Raw genomic sequence first — 22536 nt, forward strand, 5'->3', positions numbered from 1 at the left:
GCCCCGCCGGGGGGGGGGCGCCGGGGGCACCCCCCGGGCCGCCCCCGTACTGTGCGAGTCCTACGCGGTTCGTACGCGGGACCTGTGCGAGTCCGTCCTACGCGGTCAGCAGCTTGCGCACCCGGTCCGCCCCCACCGCGAGCAGCAGGGTGGGCAGCCGGGGACCGGTGTCACGGCCGACCAGCAGGTGGTACAGCAGCGCGAAGAACGAGCGCTGGGCGGTCTTGATCTCCGGCGGCAGCTCCTTTGGCGTGGCGTCGGGGGCGAACCCGGCCTGCACCTTCGGTACGCCGTACACCAGGTGGGTCAGCCCGTCGAGCGACCAGTGGTCGTCCAGTCCCTCCAGAAGCAGCCGCAGCGATTCCCGTCCCTGCTCGTCGAGCGACTTGAGCAGCTCGACGTCGGGTTCGTCGCGCACCACGGTCCGCTGCTCGGCCGGCACCTGGGTGTTGATCCACGCCTCGGCCTTGTCCAGCCGCGGACGCACCTCGTCGAGCGCCGTGAGCGGGTCGCTCGGGTCGAGGTCGCGCAGGATCCGCAGGGTCTGGTCCTCGGCGCCGGCGGTGATGTCGACGACGGAGGCCAGCGTCCGGTAGGGCAGCGGTCGCGGCGTACGCGGCAGTTCCCCGGCGGCGGGGCCGACCGCGCGGGTGTACGCGGCCACGTCGGCCGGCAGTGCGGAGGCGTCGGCGACCTTGCCCACGAGCTTGTCCCACTCGTCGTAGAGCCGCTGGATCTCCTGATCGAAAGCGATCTTGAACGACTGGTTGGGCCTGCGCCGCGCGTACAGCCACCGCAGCAGCTGCGGCTCCATGATCTGCAGCGCGTCGGCGGGCGTGGGCACGCCGCCCTTGCTGCTGGACATCTTCGCCATGCCGCTGATCCCGACGAACGCGTACATGGGCCCGATGGGCTGCTTCCCGCCGAAGATCCCGACGATCTGCCCGCCCACCTGGAAGGAGGACCCGGGCGAGGAGTGGTCGACACCGCTCGGCTCGAACACGACTCCCTCGTACGCCCAGCGCATGGGCCAGTCGACCTTCCAGACCAGCTTGCCCCGGTCGAATGCATCCAGCCGCACGGTCTCGGAGAACCCGCACGCCGAGCAGACGTACGTCAGCTCGGTGGTGTCGTCGTCGTACGCGGTGACGGTGGTGAAGTCCTTCTCACACTGCCCGCAGTACGGCTTGTACGGGAAGTACCCGGCGGACCCGGAACTGCCGTCGTCCTCGGCGGCGGCGCCCGAACCCTCCTCGGCCTCCAGCTCGGCCGCGTCGACGGGCTTCTGCGACTGCTGCTTCTTTGCCGGGGCCTTCTTGGTCCGGTACTGCGCGAGCACGGCGTCGATCTCGCCGCGGTGCCGCATCGCGAACAGGACCTGCTCGCGGTACACACCGCTGGTGTACTGCTCGGTCTGGCTGATGCCCTCGTACTCCACGCCGAGTTCGGCGAGTGAGGCGATCATCGCGGCCTTGAAGTGCTCGGCCCAGTTCGGGTACGGGGAGCCGGCCGGGGCGGGCACCGAGGTGAGCGGTTTGCCGATGTGCTCGCTCCACGACTCGTCGACACCCGGCACGCCGAAGGGCACCTTCCGGTACCGGTCATAGTCGTCCCACGACAGTACGTGCCGTACCTCACGGCCGCGCCGCCGGATCTCGTCCGCGACGAGGTGCGGGGTCATGACCTCCCGCAGGTTTCCCAGGTGGATCGGCCCCGAGGGCGACAGCCCGGACGCGACAACGACCGGTTTCCCAGGCGCACGACGCTCCGACTCCTCGATGACCTCATCCGCGAAACGGGAGACCCAGTCGGTGGTCTCCGTGCTCTGAGCCACGATCGGCACGTCCTTCTTTCTCACAAGGTTGACGCGGCCATTCTCCCAGGTACCCGCACAACCACGAAAACCCCTTTTCACGGGGGGTGGGGGGCCGGCGGGCAGAGAGGCAGATAGGGCCAGCCCGCCCCCGCCACCCCTGCCCTTCCCTCCCCCGGGGCCTCCCCAGTGCCTCCCCATGGCCTCCCAGGCGTCCTGGGCCTCCCCCAAGGACTGCGCGCCCCTTCGACCCCTGCCCCTGGAGGCCGCGCCCCGCGCCCTGAGGGGGCGGGCACTCCGCGCCCAACAGCCCAGCCCAGCTCCTCCGGCCCGGCCAGCCCTCGGCCCGGCATGGCGCTCGGCCCGGCCGGCGGTCGAGGGCGAGGCCGTTCAGGTCGGCAGCGTGGCGGGGTCCGGGGCGGCAGCCCGAGGAGCGAGTGGAAGGGGCGCAGCCCATGGGGGCGGGAAGGGCGCAGCCCATGGGGACGGGGGCGCAGCCCATGGGGACGGGGAGCGCAGCCAATGGGGGCGGAAAAGGCGCAGCCATGGGGACGGGAAGGGCGCAGCCCTTAGGGATGCGAAGGGTAAGGGCGGCGGGGCGACACCCGACGCGCACCCCCACCTCCGCACCCCAAAAAACCCTTTCCCCCGCATGGGATACTGACCCCATCCCAGAAACCCTCCGAGGAGAACGGCACCCACCTCATGGCCCCGGTCACGTCCCTCAGCGACTCCGTCCAGCAGCGCCTCACGGCAGCCCTCTCGGCAGCCCTGCCGGAGGCCGGCTCCGCCGACCCGCTGCTGCGCCGAAGCGACCGGGCCGACTTCCAGGCCAACGGCATCCTGGCGCTCGCGAAGAAGGCGAAGGCCAACCCCCGTGACCTGGCCACCCAGGTGGTCACGCAGGTCGAATCCGGCGACGTGATCAAGGAAGTCGAGGTCTCCGGCCCCGGCTTCCTGAACGTCACGATCACCGACCGGGCGATCACGGAGAACCTCGCGGCGCGCTACGCCGACACGGAGGGCCGCCTCGGCGTGCCGTACGCCGAAAGCCCCGGCACCACGGTCATCGACTACGCGCAGCCGAACGTGGCCAAGGAGATGCACGTAGGCCACCTCCGCTCCGCCGTGATCGGCGACTCCGTCGTCCAGCTCCTCGAGTTCACCGGCGAGAACGTCGTCCGCCGCCACCACATCGGCGACTGGGGCACCCAGTTCGGCATGCTGATCCAGTACCTGGACGAGCACCCGCACGAGCTGGACCACAAGCAGGCCGAGAACCTCCAGGAGTCCGGCGAGGAGGCCATGTCGAACCTCGACCGCCTCTACAAGGCGGCCCGCAGGTTCTTCGACTCCGACGAGGAGTTCAAGACGCGGGCCCGCCGCAGGGTGGTCGACCTGCAGGCCGGCGAACCGCACACCCTCGCCATGTGGCAGAAGTTCGTCGACGAGTCGAAGATCTACTTCTTCTCCGTCTTCGAGAAGCTGGACATGGAGGTCCGGGACCCGGACATCGTCGGCGAGTCGGGCTACAACGACATGCTGGACGAGACCTGCCGGCTGCTGGAGGAGTCCGGCGTCGCGGTCCGCTCCGAGGGCGCCCTCTGCGTGTTCTTCGACGACATCAAGGGTCCGGACGGCAGCCCGGTCCCGCTGATCGTGAAGAAGTCGGACGGCGGCTACGGCTACGCGGCCACGGACCTCTCCGCGATCAGGGACCGTGTCTTCAACCTGAAGGCGAACTCGATCATCTACGTGGTGGACGCCCGCCAGTCGCTCCACTTCAAGATGGTCTTCGAGACGGCCCGCCGGGCCGGCTGGCTGAACGACGACGTGAAGGCGTACCAGCTCGCCTTCGGCACGGTCCTGGGCAAGGACGGCAAGCCGTTCAAGACCCGTGAGGGCGAGACGGTACGGCTGGTCGACCTCCTCGACGAGGCGATCGAGCGGGCCACCGCCGTCGTCCGCGAGAAGGACACCCAGAATCAGTTGTCGGAGGAGGAGATCGCCGAGCGCGGCACCCAGGTGGGCATCGGCGCGGTGAAGTACGCGGACCTGTCGACGTCGGCGAACCGGGACTACAAGTTCGACCTGGACCAGATGGTGTCCCTGAACGGCGACACGTCCGTCTACCTCCAGTACGCGTACGCCCGTATCCAGTCGATCCTCCGCAAGGCGGGCGAGCAGCGCCCGTCCGCCCACCCGGAGCTGGCACTGGCCGACGCCGAACGCGCCCTGGGCCTGCACATCGACGCCTTCGCGGCGACGGTCGCCGAGGCCGCCACCGAGTACGCCCCGCACAAACTGGCGGCGTATCTGTACCAGTTGGCGTCGCTGTACACGACGTTCTACGACAAGTGCCCGGTCCTGAAGGCGGACACCCCGGAGCAGGTCGAGAACCGCCTGTTCCTGTGCGACATCACGGCCCGCACCCTCCACCAGGGCATGGCCCTGCTGGGCATCAGGACGCCCGAGCGGCTCTGACGCCTCGCTGCGCCCGCCAGGCCGACCGACCGACAGCCCCGCGCTCCCGGGCCCTCCGCCCGGGCGCGGGGCTGATGCCTTCGCGCATCCGCTTTCACTGAAGGCCCGGCCCCCGAGCAGGCCCCGTACGCGTACCGCGCGTAGGTGAGCACCCCGTGTGCGACCACTGACCACGGCCACCAGGGTCTGCGGCGGCGCTGCGCGGCCCGACCGGAGTGCAGCAGTTGCAGCCCGAGCGTGGCGGTGAGGATCGAGTGACCGCTTACTCACCTCAGCGACGCACCCTGGGCCCGGTGGTCAACCCAACAACCGGGGCGACTTGAACCGGCACAGAAACCCTTGCGACCTGCCGACTTACCGAATGGTGAGTATCTGAGCAATTAGTCGGTACTTGTGGCGAGTTGGGGCCGAGGCAAAGATCGAGGCGAGCGCAACCGGCAGAACCGCCACGGCAACTCGTGGTCGGTCGGCGGCCCGGCCGACCACGAGAACTCGGCTATCGGCGGGCCGGCCGACCACGACACCTCACGCCGACCGACCGGCCGAACTGCCGACCGGCCGACCGGCCGAACTGCCGACCACCGCTGCCGAGCAAACACCCGCAGCAACCCGCAGCAACCCGCAGCAACCATCGGAGACCCCGTGCTCACACCCACCCCCCTCGCCCCCGTCAGCGTCCTCGGTCTCGGCCTCATGGGAACGGCCCTGGCCACCGCCATGCTCAAGGCGGGCCACCCCACCACCGTCTGGAACCGCACCCCGTCCAAGACGGGCCCACTCACGGCCCAGGGCGCGCAGCCCGCCGACACCCCCGCCGAGGCGGCGAAGGCGAGCCCGCTCGTGATCACCTGCCTCACCACGTACGACGACGTGACCGAGGTCCTGCGGCCGCTCACCGGCACCCTGGCGGGCCGCACCCTGGTGAATGTCACCAACGGCACACCGGCCCAGGCCCGCGCGATGGCCGCGCGGGCCGAGGAGCACGGCATCGCCTATGTGGACGGCGGAATCATGGCCATACCGCAGATGATCGCGACCCCGGCGGCGTACGTCCTCTACAGCGGCGACGAGTCCGCGTACGAGGAACATCGTCCGACCCTGGCCGCGTTCGGCGGCACCCGCTGGACCGGCGCGGACCCGGGCCTCGCCGCCCTCTACGACCTGTCTCTCCTCACCGGCATGTACGGCCTGATCGCCGGCGTGGTGCAGTCGTACGCCCTGATCGGCTCGGAGCGGATCCCGGCCCGCGAGTTCGCGCCCCTGCTGCACGACTGGCTGAACGCGATGACGGACGCCATGGTCCCGAACACGGCGGAAGCCCTCGACACCGACCACCACCTGACCACGGTCTCCAGCCTGGCCGCGAACCAGGCGGCGTTCCCGAACCTGCTGGACACCTTCTCCGGCCAGGGCGTACGCCCCGACCTCTTCGAGCCGATGCGTCACCTGCTCGACCGCGCGATCACCGAGGGCCACGCCCACGACGGGCTCTCCCGACTGGTGAAGCTGTTGGCGGACCGCTAAGGGCTTGCCGGACCCGGAAGGCCCCGGGCTGCGGGCCGGTCGCGTGGGCAGGGCCGTGGAGGCGAGGCGGCGGGCCTGTTCGCGCCCCACGTCGGTGGCGCGGCCGAGGTAGTCGGCAATGATCTCGAGCGTGTCGTCGTAGCGGTCGAGGACCTCCCCGAAGGCGCTGCCGGGGGTGTCCCAGGCCGCCGCGATCCTGGCGTGCGCGTCGGGCGCCAGGGCGACCATGGCCCGTCGGCGGTCCCGGGGGTCGGCCTGCCGCTCGACGAAGCCCGTCTTCTCCAGACGGTCGACCAGCCGGGAGGCGGAGCCGGGCGTCAGACCGGTCAGCGTGGCGATCTCTCCGGTGCTCACCGGACCGGTTTCGAGGTCCAGCAGTGACAGACACTGCAGGTCGGTGGGGTGCAGGCCCAGATGGTCGGCCATTGCCTGGTTGAACATCGAGAACGCGGCGTAGTGCCGTCGGCTCTCGGCGATGACGTGCGCCGGCAACTCCGCTCGGCTCGGCATCGGGCCCTCCCGATACGCGCTCGACATGTGACGCGCTCGAAAGGAACACCTCGTGTCCATCCTCGTCACCGGCAGCCGCGGCGCGGTCGCCCGGAACCTCATGGCCCTGCTGCGCGAGCGCGGCCTGGAGGTCCGCCAGGCTTCCAGCAACCCCGCCACCCCGGAAACCCTGATGTGCGACCTCACCGACCCCGCCACCTTCCCCGCCGCGCTGAAGGGTGCGACCTCGGTCTTCCTGTACGCCGAACCGGCCTGCGCGGGCTGATCCCGCCGGCGCCGCACCCAGGCGTGCTCGGAAGAAGGAGGCTCAGTCCTGACGCAGAAGACGCGCGGCCTCCGTGGCCCAGTAGGTGAGGATGTTGCGCGCACCGGCCCGCTTGATCCCGGTGAGCGTCTCCAGGATGGCCTTCTCGCGGTCGATCCAGCCCTTCTCCGCGGCCGCCTCGATCATCGAGTACTCGCCGGAGATCTGGTACGCGGCGACCGGCACGTCCACCGCGTCCGCGACCCGCGCCAGGATGTCGAGGTAGGGCCCGGCGGGTTTCACCATCACCATGTCGGCGCCCTCCTCGAGGTCGAGCGCCAACTCCCGCAGGGCCTCGCGGGCGTTGCCGGGATCCTGCTGGTAGGTCTTGCGGTCGCCGGTCAGGGAGGAGGCGACGGCTTCCCGGAACGGCCCGTAGAACGCGGACGAATACTTGGCGGTGTAGGCGAGGATGGCGACGTCGTCGCGACCGATCTGGTCCAGGGCATCCCGGATCACGCCGATCTGCCCGTCCATCATCCCGCTGGGCCCCACCACATGGGCTCCGGCGTCCGCCTGCACCTGGGCCATCTCGGCGTACCGCTCGAGGGTGGCGTCGTTGTCGACCCGCCCCTGCGCGTCGAGCACCCCGCAGTGCCCGTGATCGGTGAACTCGTCCAGGCACACATCCGACATGACCAGCAGTTCGTCCCCGACCTCGGCGCGCACGTCACGCAGAGCGACCTGGAGGATCCCGTCCGGATCGGTCCCCACGGTGCCGTTCGCGTCCTTCTTCTCGTCCATCGGCACCCCGAAGAGCATGATCCCGGAGACCCCGGCCTCCACGGCCTCCACGGCGGCCTTCTTCAGGCTGTCCCGGGTGTGCTGCACGACTCCGGGCATGGCGGCGATCGGCACGGGCTCGCTCACGCCCTCCCGCACGAAGGCGGGCAGGATGAAGTCCGCGGGGTGCAGCCGGGTTTCGGCGACCATACGCCGCATGACCGGGGTGGTCCGCAGCCGCCGGGGCCGGCTGCCGGGGAAGGATCCGTACTTCGTCATGGCCTCCACGCTACCGTTCCTGATCAGTGAGCAGGAGTGAGTCTTGCACCCAAACCTGGTCAACTGACGCATCCCGAACGGTTGTGGATGCACTGGTCACCCGCGTTCGCGCCGCGTCCGGCGACACGGATCGTGTCCGCGCTCCGGGGATGCGGGGGCGGGTCTCCTCACCCCCGCGGGTGCCGTGTCCGGCCTGGGCGGTCCGATGCCCCACACGATCGCTCTGGTCGTGCGGAGGCGGTGCCGTCCGTCGCCGGATGCGGTGCCCGAGAGCGCGTCGTCCGATCGCGACGCCAGCGGCGTCGTGGCGGGTGGTCTTGCGGTTCTCGCTGCTGAGGGGCTTCTGCCAGTGCTCGGCGCCCCAACGGGAGGTGTAGGCGGGGTCGACGACGACGATGCTGATGCCGAGCTCGGCGGCCATGGACACAAGCCGTGCCCGTGAGATTCATGCTGCGGCAAAGACACTCACTCACACATGGCTACGCTCACTCACTCGACGTGAAGAGCAGCAGTTGAAGACCCCGCCCCGGCCTGCCCCCGCGCCCTGTCGGCCCTCGGCGGAACCCGGGCCCGGCCACGCAGAAACCTGGTGGTCACCGGCGATCCCCGTCATACGCTGACGTCGCCGAACGGCACACGCACCGCACCGCCCCACCCGCCGGAACACCCGACAACTCACGGAGGCGCCATGGACGTCCGAAGCCTGACCCGCACCGAAGCCGAGCGACGGACCGCGCTGCTCACGGTCGAGCGCTACGACATAGCGCTCGACTTAACGGCACTGCCCGACGGCCCGGAGATACGGAGCGTCTCCACGGTCACCTTCAGCTGCCGCGAACCCGGCGCCGACACCTTCGTGGACTGCGCGGCGCAGGTCGTGGAGGCCACCCTGAACGGCGCCCCCATCGCCCCCGCCGCGGATGGCCGGATCCCCCTGACCGGCCTCGCCGAGCACAACGTGCTGCGGGTGGAGAGCGTCCAGGCGGACACGGCCACGGGCGCGGGCGTGCACAAGGCGGTCGACCCCGCGGACGGCGAGGTCTACGTGTGGACGACCTTCGAGCCGGACGAGGCCCGGTTCGTCTGGGCGTGCTTCGACCAGCCCGACCTGAAGGCCCCGCACGCCTTCACCGTCACCGCCCCCGCCGCCTGGACCGTCACCAGCAACTCCGGCGACCCGCACATCGAGGAGGCGGCCCCGGGGACCCGCCGCTGGGCCTTCCCCGACACCCCGCCCCTCGCCACCTACAACACGGTCGTCAACGCGGGCCCCTTCCATGAGATCCGCCGCGAGGTGGACGGTCACGACCTCGGCCTCTACGCCCGCCGCTCCCTCGCCCCCGTACTCGACCGCGACGCCGACGACATATTCACCCTCACCCGCCAGGGCCTTGCCTTCTTCGGCGATGTCTTCGCGATGCCGTTCCCGCAGCGCAAGTACGACCAGGTGTTCGCTCCGGAGTTCGGCGGGGCGATGGAGAACTACGGCTGTGTGACCTGGTCGGACGGGTTCCTGCGGCGATCCGCGCCGACCCCCGCGGAGCAGGCACTGCTGGCGAAGGTGCTGCTGCACGAGATGGCGCACATGTGGTTCGGCAACATCGTCACCATGCGCTGGTGGGACGACCTCTGGCTGAACGAGGCGTTCGCGGAGTTCGCCTGCAACTGGGCGGCGGAGCGCGCCACCCGGCACACCGACGCGTGGGCGAGCCATCTGGCGGACGACAAGCTCAAGGCCTACCTGTCCGACCAGGGCCCGGTCTCCCACCCCATCCGCCAGCCCATCCACGACGTGGCCCAGGCCGCCTCGATCTTCGACAACATCACGTATCCCAAGGGTGCCTCCGTCCTGTACCAGCTCATGACGTACGTGGGTGAGAAGGCCTTCACGGTCGGCATGGCCGCGTACTTCGGCCGGCATGCCTGGGGCAACACCACACTCCAGGACCTGATCGACGCCCTGTCGGAGGCCTCCGGCCGTGATCTGAACGCATGGCGCGCGGCCTGGCTGGAGCAGGCCGGAACCGACCGCTTCGCCCTGGAGCGCGACGGCGGCACCGTCACACTCGTGGCGGCCGGCCGGCCCCGCCCGCAGGTGCTGGCGGTCGGCGCGTACACCAGGTCCGGCGACGCCCTGACCCGCACGGCCCAGGTGAAGATCGAGGCGACGGACATCCGCACCCCGATCGAGGGCCTGCCCGAGGACGCGGACGTCCTGCTGATCAACGACGACGACCTCACCTTCGCCACCACACGCCCCGACCCGGCCGCCAGGGCCACCCTCCTCCGCTCGGCCGCCGACCTGCCCACGGCCATCTCCCGCGGCGTGGCCACGGCGACCGTGTGGGACATGCTGACGACCGGCGAGGCGACAGCCGCCGAAGCGAGCCGCTGCATCACGGCGGTGCTCGGGACGGAAACGTCCGACGCGGTGATCGAGCCCTATCTGACCCTGGCCATCGACATCGCGGAACTGTGGGCGCCGGACAGTGAACGCGCCGCCCTCACCGCGGCGGTGGCCTCGGTCTGCCGCCACCTCGCCGGGAACCCCGCCCGCCGCCGGGTCGCCCTGCGCGCCCTGGCCCGCACGGCCACCACGGAAGACGACCTGACCTGGCTGCGCGACCAGGCACACGACGACGTCGACCTGCTCTGGCACACCCTCACCCGCGAGGCGGAGCTGGGCGCGGATGTCTCCGCCGAGTCCGCCCGCCTACTGGACCGCGACCCCGACCCCGACGCCTGGGTCCGCGCCCTCACCGTACGAGCAGCCGCCCCGGACCCCGCCGCGAAGGCGGAGACCTGGCAGAAGCTGGCAGTGGACCGCACGGTCCCCCTCAGCGGGGTCCGCCCCGTCACCAGGGCCTTCTGGCGCCCCGCCCAGGACACGCTCCTGGCCCCTTACCCCCAGCGCTACCTGGAACTGATCCCGCACCTGGACCGCGGCGGAATGATCCCGTCGATGTTCTTCACCACCCAGCTCTTCCCGCTCTACGCCATCGACACCGAATACGTGGAGCGGTCCCGCACGACCTCGACCGAGGCGGCCCCGGTGGTCCACAAGTTCCTTCTGGAACGCTCGGACGTGGTGCTGCGGATGCTCCGCTCCCGCGCCCGGCACGACGGCTAGCCGACCGGCGCCGCAGGACGTCGCAGGACGTCGCCCGGCAAGGTTTTCGCAAGCCGCCCCACTCAGCATGGACCTGTCACCGAGTGCCCAAAAGGTCACGGGGACGAAAGCGGTCTCACGGTGCGTACGTCATCGCATCACCCCTTCACCGAGGAGGAATAGTGATCACGAACTTCAGGTCCGGTCTGAGGAAGTACGGAGTCGTGTCCGCGGCCCTGGCCGCGGTCGCGGTTCCGGTGGCCCTGGTCGCGACCGCCGCGCCCGCGTCCGCGGCGGCGTCCTGTGGCCGGAGCGGGCCCAACCTCGACGGCACCACCGTGAGGCAGACGGCTGGCGTCAGCGCGAACATGCGCAGCGGCTCCAGCACGAACTGCGCGGTCAGGGGCTGGGCGGACAACCGGGACACCCTCGATTACTACTGCTACACCGTCAACGCCAGCGGCTCCACCTGGACGTACCTGAGGAACGTCACCGACGGAACGTACGGGTGGGTGAGCGACGACCTGCTGCCCAACGACCTCGGCTCCACCAGCTACTGCGGCTTCTGACCCAGGGCCCGCACCCGAACCGCCCGCGACCGCCGGCGTGACGTTTCAGCCGGCCCGAGCCCCCTCGGGTCGGCTGCGCGCGTCCGGCCACCGACGTTCGCAGGAGGTCCGCTTCCGCCCACACGGTCCTGGACGGCACCGGCCCGTGGTCCACACCATGCGTTCGGTCAGGCAGCCTCCGCCGAGGCTTTGCGGGCGAGCAGTTGGATCTCCCGGAACTGCCGCGGGTCCGTGGGCCGGGGCTCGCGAACCATCCGGGCCACCTCGGCCAACCCGGCCTCGCGCAGCATCGCGGCGAGGTGATCAGGCCACCACCGATAGGCCGGCGCGACTTTGTGATCGAAGACCTGCGTCGGGTGGGACGGATCATCGCTTGCCGAGAAGCCGACCAGAAGGTGGCCGCCGGGTGCCAGCACACGGTGGAACTCCGCCAGGATGACAGGGAGTTCCTGCGGCGGAGTGTGGATGATGGACCAACGTGAGAGGACGCCGCCCAGCACGCCGTCGGCGAGGTTCAACGCGGCCATCGAGCCCACCTCGAACCGCAGGCCCGGATAGGCCTGTCGAGCCAACTCGATCATCGCGGGAGAGGCATCGACACCGAACGCCGCCAGCCCCAGCTCGTCCAGATGAGCGGTGACATAGCCAGGACCACACCCCAGGTCCGCGACCTGACCGTCCCCGCTCGCGCGTACGAAGTCGGCGAAGGCGCCCAAGATCGCCCGGTCCAGGGGACTCTCACGCAGCGCGTCGGAAAAAAGCTGTGCATAGGTGGTAGCAGCAGCGTCGTAGGCCTCGCGGGTCGCGCTGAGGGCATCGTGTTCGACCATGCTCGCGACAGTAGTTCCCGGCGCTGAGGCGAGCCGAGAGAATCACGGTCTCCCCTCCCGGCTGTCCGCCCGGCCACTGCTGGTTCGGAGAGGGCCCATATTCACTCAACTCGGCCACGGGTTCGCGGGGAGCACCCGCTCGGCCCGGACAGACCGCAACGGGAGGGCGCACCACCGGCGCACCCTCCCGCACCCCCGCAAACCAACCGTCAGGTACTCCGACTCAAGGTCAGGTACTCCGCGACCCAGCCGTCAGGTACCGACTCGAAGGTCAGGTACTCCGCCGCCTCCGCGCCCCCGGCCGCCGCTCGCTCGGCCGCGTCACCGGATCCCCCGCCTCCAGCGCGGCGGCGCGTCGCCGCAGGCCGAAGTCCGCGAGCGCCTCCGCCAGCTTGTGCACCGACGGCTCCGGAGCCATCACGTCCACCCGCAGCCCGTGCTCCTCGGCCGTCTTCGCCGTGGCCGGACCGATGCACGCGATCACGGTCACGTTGTGCGGCTTCCCGGCGATGCCCACCAGGTTCCGCACGGTCGACGACGATGTGAAGAGCACCGCGTCGAAGCCACCGCCCTTGATGGCCTCCCGGGTCTCCGCCGGCGGCGGCGACGCCCGCACCGTCCGGTACGCAGTGACGTCGTCGACCTCCCACCCGAGCTCGATCAGCCCGGCGACCAGGGTCTCCGTGGCGATGTCGGCCCGCGGCAGGAACACCCGGTCGATCGGGTCGAAGACGGGGTCGTAGGGCGGCCAGTCCTCCAGCAGACCAGCGGCCGACTGCTCACCGCTCGGCACCAGGTCCGGCTTCACACCGAAGGCGACCAGCGCCTTCGCGGTCTGCTCGCCCACCGCCGCGACCTTGATCCCGGCGAAGGCACGCGCGTCGAGCCCGTACTCCTCGAACTTCTCCCGCACCGCCTTCACGGCGTTGACCGAGGTGAAGGCGATCCATTCATAACGGCCCGTCACCAGGCCCTTGACCGCGCGCTCCATCTGCTGCGGGGTACGCGGCGGCTCGACGGCGATCGTCGGCACCTCCGAGGGCACCGCGCCGTACGACCGCAGTTGGTCGGAGAGCGACGCCGCCTGCTCCTTCGTCCGCGGCACGAGCACCTTCCAGCCGAACAGCGGCTTGGACTCGAACCAGGACAACCGGTCGCGCTGAGCGGTGGCGGAACGTTCCCCGACCACGGCTATGACCGGGCGTCCGCCCTCGGCGGACGGCAGCACCTTCGCCTGCTTCAGCGTCTGCGCGATCGTCCCGAGCGTGGCGCACCAGGTGCGCTGCCGGGTCGTCGTGCCGGCGACGGTGACGGTCAACGGGGTGTCCGGCTTGCGCCCGCCGGCGACCAGTTCCCCGGCGGCCGCGGCCACGGAGTCCAGCGTCGTCGACACCACCACGGTCCCGTCCGAGGCGCCCACCTCGGTCCAGCACCGGTCGGAGGCGGTCTTCGCGTCGACGAACCGCACGTCCGCGCCCTGCGCGTCCCTGAGCGGCACCCCCGCGTAAGCGGGCACCCCGACCGCGGCGGCCACCCCGGGCACCACCTCGAAGGGCACCCCCGCGGCGGCGCACGCCAGCATCTCGCCGGCCGCGTACGCGTCGAGCCCCGGATCACCGGAGACAGCACGCACGACCCGCTTGCCGCCCCGCGCGGCCTCCATGACAAGATTGCTCGCATCCCTCGCCACGGGGGCCCCCGCGGTTGTTGACGAACCGTCAACAACCGTCAGCTGAGGCGTGCCCTGGTCCAAAGCGTCCAGGCCGTCCGGGACATCCAGGACGGAGACACCGGGCCTGGCATGCGTACGGACGATGTCGAGCACTTCGGGCTCGGCGACCAGTACGTCCGCGTTCGCCAGCGCCTCGACGGCGCGCAGTGTCAACAGGCCCGGATCGCCGGGCCCGGCACCGAGGAAGGTGACGTGCCCGTGTTCGGGACCGGCGGAAAGGTTGGTGGGGCTCAAAGTGCTCGCTCCCCCATCAGACCGGCCGCGCCCTTGGCAAGCATCTCAGCCGCGAGTTCACGGCCGAGCGCCATTGCTTGGTCGTACGTCTCGGGCACGGGACCGGTGGTGGACAACTGCACCAGCGTCGAGCCGTCGGTGGTGCCGACGACGCCGCGCAGGCGCATTTCCTTGACAATCTGCCCGTCGGCCTGGGGGTCCCCCCGCTCGAGCGAAGCCGAGAGTGGGGGAAGGTCGGCCAACGCGCCCACAGGGGCACTGCAGCCGGCCTCCAGGGCGCCGAGCAGGGACCGTTCGGCGGTCACGGCGGCCCGGGTGAACGGGTCGTCGAGCTCGCCGAGCGCGGCTATGAGTCCCGCGTTCTCCGCGGTGCACTCGATCGCCAGTGCCCCCTGGCCGGGGGCAGGCAAAACCATGTCGACCGACAGGAAGTCGGTCGCCTCCTCGATCCTTCCGATGCGGCTGAGGCCCGCGGCGGCCAGCACCACGGCATCGAGCTCGCCGTCGCGCACGTACCCGATGCGGGTGTCGACGTTGCCGCGGATCGGCACGGTCTGTATGGACCTGCCGTGAGCGCGCGCGTACGCGTTCAGCTGTGCCATGCGCCGCGGCGAACCCGTGCCCACCCGTGCGCCGTCCGGAAGGCCGGCGAAGGTGAGCCCGTCACGGGCGACGAGCACATCGCGCGGGTCCTCGCGGAGCGGTACGGCGGCCAGCGCCAGCACATCGGGCTGCCCGGTCGGCAGGTCCTTCAGCGAGTGCACGGCGAAGTCGACCTCGCCCTTGAGGAGGGCCTCGCGCAGCGCGGTGACGAAGACGCCGGTACCGCCGATCTGGGCGAGCTGTTCACGGGAGGTGTCCCCGTACGTCGTGATCTCGACGAGCTCGACGGGCCGTCCGGTCACCTCGCGGACGGCGTCCGCCACATGCCCGGACTGGGCCATGGCGAGTCGGCTCCGCCTGGTCCCGAGCCTCAGTGCCTGCTCACTCATACCCGCCCTCGGCTCTCGGGGTCCTGCCCCGGGTTCTCGGCATCCCGCGCGCTGTCGTCGCCGGCCCGGGACACGGCCGCGACCGTCTCCGGGTCCAGGTCGAACAGGGTCCGCAGCGCGTCCGCGTACCCGGCGCCGCCGGGTTCGGCGGCGAGTTGCTTGACCCGTACGGTCGGCGCGTGCAGCAGCTTGTCGACGACGCGCCGTACGGTCTGGGTGATCTCCCCGCGCTGCTTCTCGTCCAGCCCCGGCAGCCGCCCGTCGAGCCGGGCGATCTCGCTCGCCACGACATCGGCGGCCATGGTGCGCAGGGCGACGACGGTGGGGGTGATGTGAGCGGCACGCTGAGCCGCCCCGAAGGCGGCCACCTCGTCGGCGACGATCCGCCGCACCAGGTCCACGTCGGCGGCCATCGGCGCGTCCGCGGACGCCTCGGCGAGCGACTCGATGTCCACGAGCCGGACTCCGGGGATCCGGTGCACCGCGGCGTCGATGTCGCGCGGCATGGCGAGGTCGAGCAGGGCGAGCACGGGGGCCGGCCGGGGCACGTCGACGAACGGCTCACCGGTGCGCCGCTCGGGGATCCGTCCGGTGACGGCCGCCGCGCTGACGAGGGCCGCGACGGCGTCGGCGTCGATGACGGGGCGGGCAGGCCGGTCTTGGGACCTGGGCTGCGTACGAACCGGCTGCCGGTCCACCGCGCCCTTGTCCACCCAGGCCGCGTGCCGCTCCAGATCCGCCGCGGCCATTCCGGCGACCGCCGCCTCACCGTGCACGGAGAAACCCGCGGTGCCCTGTACGGCGGAGAGGTCGAGCGGACAGCCGTCGTCGGTGCCGACGGTGGTGGGCGGCAGCTCGTCACGGCCGTCGCGGTCGTCGCGGCGGTCACGTATGGAGCGCTCGTCCCGTGCGGCGGCGGCCTGCTGCCGGGTACCGCCGTCACCGCGGGCGGGGTCCTCGGGGAGCCGCCCCGCGACCGCCTCGGTGACCGCCTCCGCGGTCAGGACCAGGCCCGTTGCCCCTGTACAGGACACCGTGACGTCAGCACGTGTCAGCTCGGCCGGCACCGAATCCATCGGTACCGCGCGGGCCGTGACGTCCTGTTCGGTGAGGATCTCGGCGAGCCGTTCGGCCCGGTCGAGGGTGCGGTTGGCGATGACCACCTCGGCCACACCGGCGCGCGCGAGCGTCGCGGCGGCCAGCGAGGACATCGAGCCCGCACCGATCACGAGGGCACGCTTACCGGCGGCCCAGTCGTTCACTTCCCGGCCCACGGCGAGCTGCTGAAGCCCGAACGTGACCAGGGACTGTCCGGCCCGGTCGATCCCGGTCTCGGAGTGGGCACGCTTGCCGACCCGGAGCGCGGTCTGGAACAGGTCGTTGATCAGCCGGCCCGCGGTGTGCAGTTCCTGCGCGGTGGCCAGCGCGTCCTTGATCTGCCCGAGGATCTGTCCCTCGCCGATCACCATCGAGTCCAGCCCGCAGGCCACGGAGAACAGATGGTGGACGGCGCGGTCCTCGTAGTGCACGTACAGATAGGGGGTGAGCTCGTCGAGCCCGACACCGCTGTGCCGGGCGAGCAGCGTGGACAGCTCGGCGACACCGGCGTGGAACTTGTCCACGTCCGCGTACAGCTCGATGCGGTTGCAGGTGCCGAGCACGGCGGCCTCGGCGGCCGGCTCCGCGGCGAGCGTGTCCTGCAGCAGCTTGATCTGGGCGTCCGCGGACAGCGCGGCCCGCTCCAGGACGCTGACCGGGGCACTGCGGTGGCTCAGCCCGACGACGAGGAGACTCATGCCGGCATCACGGCGGGAACATCCCCGTCTGGTCCTTGTCCGGAGGTGTCCTTCGGCGCGGCCGCCGGCCCGGAACCGTCGGGCGACGCCTCCTCGCCGGCCTTGCGCTGCTCGTGGAAGGCGAGGATCTGCAGCTCGATGGAGAGGTCCACCTTGCGTACGTCGACGCCGTCCGGCACGGACAGCACGGTCGGCGCGAAGTTCAGGATCGAGGTGACACCCGCGGCCACCAGCCGGTCGCAGACCTGCTGGGCGGCACCGGCCGGGGTCGCGATGACACCGATCGAGACGCCGTTCTCGTCGATGATCTTCTCGAGGTCGTCGGTGTGCTGCACCGGAATCCCCGCGACCGGCTTCCCGGCCATCGACGGGTCCGCGTCTATCAGCGCCGCGACCCGGAAACCGCGCGAGGCGAACCCGCCGTAGTTGGCGAGGGCCGCGCCGAGGTTACCGATACCGACGATCACCACGGGCCAGTCCTGGGTCAGGCCCAGCTCCCGGGAGATCTGGTAGACGAGGTACTCGACGTCGTAGCCGACACCCCTGGTCCCGTACGAACCCAGGTACGAGAAGTCCTTGCGCAGCTTCGCGGAGTTGACCCCCGCGGCGGCGGCCAGCTCCTCGGAGGAGACCGTGGGTACCGAGCGCTCCGACAGCGCGGTGAGGGCACGGAGGTACAGCGGAAGCCTGGCGACTGTGGCCTCGGGAATCCCTCGGCTGCGGGTCGCCGGTCGGTGAGTTCGGCCAGTTGCCACGGTGCTCCTGCGGGTAGCGCGGGGCTGCAGGCGGTCACACGTACCTAGACCGCCCCGTCGAATGCAGGCTATGTCTTTGTGAACGCGTGCACAAAGATGGTGTCCGATTTGCCCGGGCAACGTGATGGGGGTCACGCGCCGCCGCCACATGCGTGGGGAACCGTCGCGCCAGCAACATCGTTCTACGTCCGCCGCCCCGACGGGACGCCGGGCCAAGGCCCTGCCACCTCTGGCGCTTGCGCCGGCCCCGGCCAGGGCGTCGGCTCTCGAGGCGGCTCTGGCACTGTCGACCGGGGGCACAACCGCACACACTCCTCACGATGCTCGCCCCCGAGACCAGTCCGCCCCGATCCTAAGCGAGGGCACGGCGCAACCGATCCGCGTCGACGCGCCAGAAAGTGTGCTGCGCGCCGTCCACGAGGACGACCGGGATCTGCTCCCAGTACTCGCGGTGCAGATCCTCGTCCTCGGTGATGTCCTTCTCCTCCCAGGCGACCCCCGTCTCGGCGCACACCTTCTCCACCACCACCCGGGCGTCGTCACACAGATGGCAGCCCGGTTTTCCTATGAGGGTGACGAGGCGTTCACTCTTCCGTGTTGCAGTACGGCGCTCGGCGCGCCGGAACATGGGACTCATGTCCGCCATTCTCGCGCCGTACGCACCGAAGGCGCAGCGGCAGTTCCGCCGCACTTCGACGGCCGTGCCGGAGCCGCCTTAACGACGCGGTCGCGGAGTGTTCACAGCGCCGAATCCTCCCGACTCCGGAACCACCGAACAAACTGGCTATGCTCACGCCATGGCCGCACTTGGATGGCTCACTCCCCGTAGGCGCTCCGCCACCGCGCGGAGCGTGTTGGCAGGCGAAGCCTCGGCGGAGGCAGCCCGCAAAACCTCCCAGCAACTGGAGGAACCCGCGCTCGGCGGGACCGCGGAGGAACCACAGTTCCCCGTGCTCGGCGACGACAAGGCCGCCGCGTTCTTCGACCTCGACAACACCGTCATGCAGGGCGCCGCGCTCTTCCACTTCGGCCGCGGCCTGTACAAACGGAAGTTCTTCGAGACCCGCGACCTGGCCCGGTTCGCCTGGCAGCAGGCGTGGTTCAGGCTGGCCGGCGTCGAGGACCCCGAGCACATGCAGGAGGCGCGGGACTCGGCCCTGTCCATCGTCCAGGGCCACCGGGTCGCCGAACTGATGGCGATCGGCGAGGAGATCTACGACGAGTACATGGCCGAGCGCATCTGGCCGGGCACCCGCGCCCTCGCCCAAGCGCACCTGGACGCCGGCCAGAAGGTGTGGTTGGTCACAGCGGCACCCGTCGAGATCGCCACGGTGATCGCCCGCCGACTGGGCCTCACCGGCGCCCTCGGCACGGTGGCGGAGTCCGTGGACGGCGTCTACACCGGCAAGCTGGTCGGCGAACCGCTGCACGGCCCGGCGAAGGCGGAGGCGGTGCGCGCCCTGGCCGCGGCGGAGGGCCTGGACCTCTCCCGCTGCGCGGCGTACAGCGACTCGCACAACGACATCCCGATGCTCTCCCTCGTCGGACACCCCTACGCGATCAACCCCGACACGAAACTGCGCAAGCACGCCCGCGACCTGGAATGGCGCCTGCGCGACTACCGCACGGGCCGCAAGGCGGCCAAGGTGGGCATCCCCGCGGCAGCGGGCGTGGGCGCGGTGGCGGGCGGCACGGCGGCGGCCATCGCCCTGCACCGCCGCCGCCGCTAGAAGGAGACGGACCCGAGCCCCAGCGGGTCGGTCGCCGAGGACGACGAACACTTCGCGGCCCGCACGCACCCTCGACCGAGGGTGCGTGCGGGCCGCTTCCCGTGCGCGCGGCGCCGGCTGGGGCGGGAGGCTGCCGTCGGTCAGGGCTCCCCGCGTCCCGGCTCGAGCGAAGTCGAGCGCTCGGGAGAGTCAGGCAGAGGCGCAGAGGGCGAACAAACCCGCGAGCCGGCACGTCAATGCGACCCCCACCTGAGGGGGCCGAAGACGTCAAGCCGTAGCGGAGCGTAACCCCATGTTCAGTACGTCAGCACACCCATCCGGCCGACCTACCCCCACACGGCCCCGCGCAGTCCCCCCAACGCGCACCCGGCCACAACACGCCCCCGAGCGACCCTCAAGCCGGACTTATCCGATCAACAAGCGGTCACTGTCCGATACTTGATCGGGCGTCAATCAGTAACAGAAGCGACGTAATCGATGATTTGAGCAACTCGGTGTAGCGCCGCCTTTACGAAGCGTTATTCTCCTCAGACGCACTCCGGTACCCCTCCGTCGCTACGACGGGTGAACGGACCGGCACTGCACGTGATGGAAGCTCTGCCTCTGGGAGTCCCGTGTACCCACACGTCGGGGTTGACGCCTCGGGCCTGGCTACGCTGCGCGCAACGGTCCATGACCTGTTGCGTGGTCTCGTCCCCACCGCGTACGCCGTCCCCGCCCTAGCCGTCCCTGCCGAGCCCGTCGGCCCGTGTTACGCCCTGGCCGACAGCGTCGATCAGGGGTCGGCACGGAGCGCCGTGGTCGGGGGGCGGCGATCGGGAGACGGCCGGGAGGGCAGACGGGGCCGCGCGGCCGGCACGCCCACCACCCGCCGCCCCGCCGCGGACAGTGACAGCGCCCGGATGATGGACCTCGTCGAGCGGGCCCAGGCCGGCGAAGCCGAAGCCTTCGGGCGCCTGTACGACCAGTACAGCGACACCGTGTACCGCTACATCTACTACCGCGTCGGCGGCAAGGCGACCGCCGAGGACCTCACCAGCGAGACGTTCCTGCGTGCCCTCCGGCGCATCGGCACCTTCACCTGGCAGGGCCGCGACTTCGGGGCCTGGCTGGTCACGATCGCCCGCAACCTGGTCGCCGACCACTTCAAGTCGAGCCGCTTCCGACTCGAAGTGACCACCGGCGAAATGCTCGACGCCAACGAGGTGGAGCGCAGCCCGGAGGACTCCGTCCTGGAGTCCCTGTCGAACGCCGCCCTGCTCGACGCCGTACGCCGCCTCAACCCCCAGCAGCAGGAGTGCGTGACCCTGCGCTTCCTCCAGGGCCTCTCGGTCGCCGAGACGGCCCGGGTGATGGGCAAGAACGAGGGCGCCATCAAGACCCTCCAGTACCGCGCCGTACGCACCCTGGCCCGGCTCCTCCCGGAAGACGCCCGCTGAGGCCGACCCGAAGCCGACAACGGCACGCACCCGGGGCAACCGTTCGCACGGGCCCGCACAAGCCCTGACGACTCCCCAAGAGCTCGTTCGACTCCCCGCGAGCCCGTACGACGAGACACACGGCGCATCGACACCGCACCCGACCGTCCGTACGACGCCACGTACGACAGTGCCTACGACGAGGTGGACGCCACACCGGGCCCACACGCTGGGCAACCATCAACTCACCGTCCGTGAAAGTGCGTTGGGATCGTGGTCCGATCATCCGCCGTCCGTAACCCAAGTGCCGGGACGCTCGTTGTGCGGGATGCAGGCTCCCTGTGGTCACACTCCGACCAGCACGGCTCACTCGATCGTGTGGGCATGGTCAGCGGGTGCAACCCTCAGGACCCCCTGGGGAGTCGACCGTGATGACGAGAGGAGGTGCCGCCAGTGATCGCGAACGTATCGGCGCACCGGCGGGCGAACGCCTTCGCCCAGGCCCTGGAGCAGCACTCCGACCGGGGTCCGGCGGCCGAGCAGTCCGAAGGCCCGGCCCCGGCTGCTGCGGAAGAGGACCGGACAGAGCAGAGCCGCATGCTGGCCCTGGCCACCGGACTCGGCGCGTTGCCCAGGCCTGGGCTGGACCCCGAGGTGAAGGTCGTCCAGCGGGCCCGGCTGGTGGCGGCCATGGAGGCCATGCTGCTGACGGGCGGCGAGGCGGACCCTTCGGTGCCCGAGCAACGCTCCCCCCGGGGCAGAGGCGCTCACCGGGCCACCGGGATCAGGAAGTTGCGCCCCCGTTCACGGCTGTCGAAGGGCCTCGCGGCCGGCGGGCTGACCGTCGGTGTCGCCGCGGGCGCCCTCAGCGGAGTCGCCGCCGCCAGCTCCGACGCCCTCCCCGGTGACTCGCTCTACGGCCTCAAACGGGGCATGGAGGACCTCAAGCGGGGCATGGCGGACGGCGAGAACGACCGCGGCCGGCTCTACCTCGACCAAGCCTCCACCCGCCTCAGCGAGGCCCGCAGGCTGATGGAACGCGGCCGAGCCGGCCAGCTCGACCACGAGTCGCTGGGCGAAGTCCGCCGCGCCCTGACGGGCATGCGCCACGACGCCGCCGAAGGCCACCGCCTACTGCACGAGGCATACGAGCGGGACGGCTCCCTGAGCCCCATCCAGGCCCTCTCCGCCTTCTCCCAGTCCCACCGGGACGTCTGGGGCGACCTCAGCAACCGCCTGCCCGTCCAGCTCGGCGACGTCCGGGACCAGGTCGACTCGGTCTTCGACGCCATAGACCAAGAGGTCGACCCGCTGCGCTCCCAGCTGCCCCAGCCACCCGTCACCGAAAAGGGCGGCACCAACCGCCCCGGCGCCGGCCGCCAGGACGCAGAGACGGGATCCACCGGCTCCAACCGCCCGACCCCCAGCAACACCCAGGGCTCCGCCGACAGCGACAACTCCAGCAGCAGCAAACCCAGGCCGTCCACGTCCGGCTCCCAGGACGACGGCCTGCTCGGCGGAAGCACCGGCGGACTGGTCGACCCGCCGACGAGCGAGTCCAGCGCCCCACCGTCCAGCAGCAGAACCCCGACCACCGAACCCGATGTGACGGTGCCCCCGCTCCTGCCCGGTCTCCTGCCCGGCCTGGGCATCGACGACGAGGCAAGCGGTTAGGGCGCTTCCCCAGCACGATGGGGGCGCCCCCACACACCAGGGGCGCCCCCATCGCCGTAC

Annotated in this window: 16 protein-coding genes and 2 pseudogenes; 8 read left to right on the forward strand and 10 right to left on the reverse strand. The window is 70.9% G+C overall.

Annotation, left to right across the window (positions count from 1 at the left end; translation table 11 throughout):
- Positions 1 to 97: 97 nt before the first annotated feature.
- Entirely contained in the window at positions 98 to 1843 is a 1746-nt protein-coding gene (gene lysS / locus EF387_RS09260; protein WP_128376029.1) for a lysine--tRNA ligase, read from the reverse strand.
- A gap of 675 nt (positions 1844 to 2518) precedes the next feature.
- On the opposite strand from lysS, the gene argS reads away from it, so the two are divergent.
- Positions 2519 to 4297 (forward strand): arginine--tRNA ligase, encoded by a 1779-nt coding sequence (gene argS, locus EF387_RS09265; RefSeq protein WP_128376030.1) that lies wholly within the window; start codon positions 2519 to 2521, stop codon positions 4295 to 4297.
- 642 nt (positions 4298 to 4939) lie between these two features.
- Entirely contained in the window at positions 4940 to 5821 is an 882-nt protein-coding gene (locus EF387_RS09270; protein ID WP_238431412.1) for an NAD(P)-dependent oxidoreductase, read from the forward strand.
- 291 nt (positions 5822 to 6112) lie between these two features.
- Here EF387_RS09270 and EF387_RS09275 read toward each other — a convergent pair.
- Positions 6113 to 6433: pseudogene (locus EF387_RS09275) on the reverse strand (hypothetical protein); the annotation flags it as partial.
- Between EF387_RS09275 and EF387_RS09280 the strand changes: the two are divergent.
- The gene (locus EF387_RS09280) at positions 6384 to 6596 is read left to right on the forward strand and encodes an NAD-dependent epimerase/dehydratase family protein (protein WP_128376031.1); all 213 of its coding nucleotides are present in this window, start codon (positions 6384 to 6386) and stop codon (positions 6594 to 6596) included. The pseudogene EF387_RS09275 and the gene EF387_RS09280 overlap by 50 nt on opposite strands.
- A 42-nt stretch (positions 6597 to 6638) precedes the next feature.
- Here EF387_RS09280 and hemB read toward each other — a convergent pair whose 3' ends face one another.
- Complete coding sequence (gene hemB, locus EF387_RS09285; protein ID WP_128376032.1) at positions 6639 to 7637, reverse strand: porphobilinogen synthase; 999 nt, start codon at positions 7635 to 7637, stop codon at positions 6639 to 6641.
- A 10-nt stretch (positions 7638 to 7647) separates the two neighbouring features.
- Positions 7648 to 8076: pseudogene (locus EF387_RS48135) on the reverse strand (IS200/IS605 family accessory protein TnpB-related protein); the annotation flags it as partial.
- 249 nt (positions 8077 to 8325) lie between these two features.
- Between EF387_RS48135 and pepN the strand changes: the two are divergent.
- A complete protein-coding gene (gene pepN, locus EF387_RS09295; RefSeq protein ID WP_128376033.1) occupies positions 8326 to 10767 on the forward strand; it encodes an aminopeptidase N in 2442 nt (813 codons plus the stop codon).
- A 161-nt stretch (positions 10768 to 10928) separates the two neighbouring features.
- On the forward strand, positions 10929 to 11315 hold the full coding sequence (locus EF387_RS09300) for an SH3 domain-containing protein (protein ID WP_238431413.1): 387 nt from the start codon (positions 10929 to 10931) through the stop codon (positions 11313 to 11315).
- A 167-nt stretch (positions 11316 to 11482) separates the two neighbouring features.
- On the opposite strand, the gene EF387_RS09305 is transcribed toward EF387_RS09300, so the two are convergent.
- The 6 genes from EF387_RS09305 to EF387_RS09330 form a co-directional block, all read right to left on the reverse strand.
- Complete coding sequence (locus tag EF387_RS09305) at positions 11483 to 12145, reverse strand: class I SAM-dependent methyltransferase (RefSeq protein ID WP_128376034.1); 663 nt, start codon at positions 12143 to 12145, stop codon at positions 11483 to 11485.
- 271 nt (positions 12146 to 12416) lie between these two features.
- Entirely contained in the window at positions 12417 to 14111 is a 1695-nt protein-coding gene (locus tag EF387_RS09310) for a bifunctional uroporphyrinogen-III C-methyltransferase/uroporphyrinogen-III synthase (protein WP_128376035.1), read from the reverse strand.
- Positions 14108 to 15103 (reverse strand): hydroxymethylbilane synthase, encoded by a 996-nt coding sequence (hemC, locus tag EF387_RS09315; RefSeq protein WP_128376036.1) that lies wholly within the window; start codon positions 15101 to 15103, stop codon positions 14108 to 14110. Before hemC ends, EF387_RS09310 begins: the two co-directional genes overlap by 4 nt.
- Positions 15100 to 16899: a glutamyl-tRNA reductase gene (locus EF387_RS09320; RefSeq protein ID WP_128376037.1), complete on the reverse strand. Its 1800-nt coding sequence runs from the start codon at positions 16897 to 16899 to the stop codon at positions 15100 to 15102. Before EF387_RS09320 ends, hemC begins: the two co-directional genes overlap by 4 nt.
- Positions 16896 to 17654 (reverse strand): redox-sensing transcriptional repressor Rex, encoded by a 759-nt coding sequence (locus EF387_RS09325; protein ID WP_128376038.1) that lies wholly within the window; start codon positions 17652 to 17654, stop codon positions 16896 to 16898. The genes EF387_RS09320 and EF387_RS09325 overlap by 4 nt, the downstream gene beginning before the upstream one ends.
- 352 nt (positions 17655 to 18006) lie before the next feature.
- A complete protein-coding gene (locus tag EF387_RS09330) occupies positions 18007 to 18300 on the reverse strand; it encodes a glutaredoxin family protein (protein WP_128376039.1) in 294 nt (97 codons plus the stop codon).
- Between the two features lie 151 nt (positions 18301 to 18451).
- On the opposite strand from EF387_RS09330, the gene EF387_RS09335 reads away from it, so the two are divergent.
- From EF387_RS09335 to EF387_RS09345, 3 genes are all read left to right on the forward strand, one after another.
- A complete protein-coding gene (locus tag EF387_RS09335; RefSeq protein WP_128376040.1) occupies positions 18452 to 19384 on the forward strand; it encodes an HAD family hydrolase in 933 nt (310 codons plus the stop codon).
- Between the two features lie 614 nt (positions 19385 to 19998).
- Positions 19999 to 20823, forward strand: a complete 825-nt coding sequence (locus EF387_RS09340; protein ID WP_128376041.1) for an ECF subfamily RNA polymerase sigma factor, BldN family — start codon at positions 19999 to 20001, stop codon at positions 20821 to 20823.
- Positions 20824 to 21255: 432 nt separating this feature from the next.
- Positions 21256 to 22476 (forward strand): DUF5667 domain-containing protein, encoded by a 1221-nt coding sequence (locus tag EF387_RS09345; RefSeq protein ID WP_128376042.1) that lies wholly within the window; start codon positions 21256 to 21258, stop codon positions 22474 to 22476.
- Positions 22477 to 22536: the final 60 nt, after the last annotated feature.

It is taken from the genome of Streptomyces cavernae (assembly GCF_004023625.1).
Classification (GTDB): domain Bacteria; phylum Actinomycetota; class Actinomycetes; order Streptomycetales; family Streptomycetaceae; genus Streptomyces; species Streptomyces cavernae.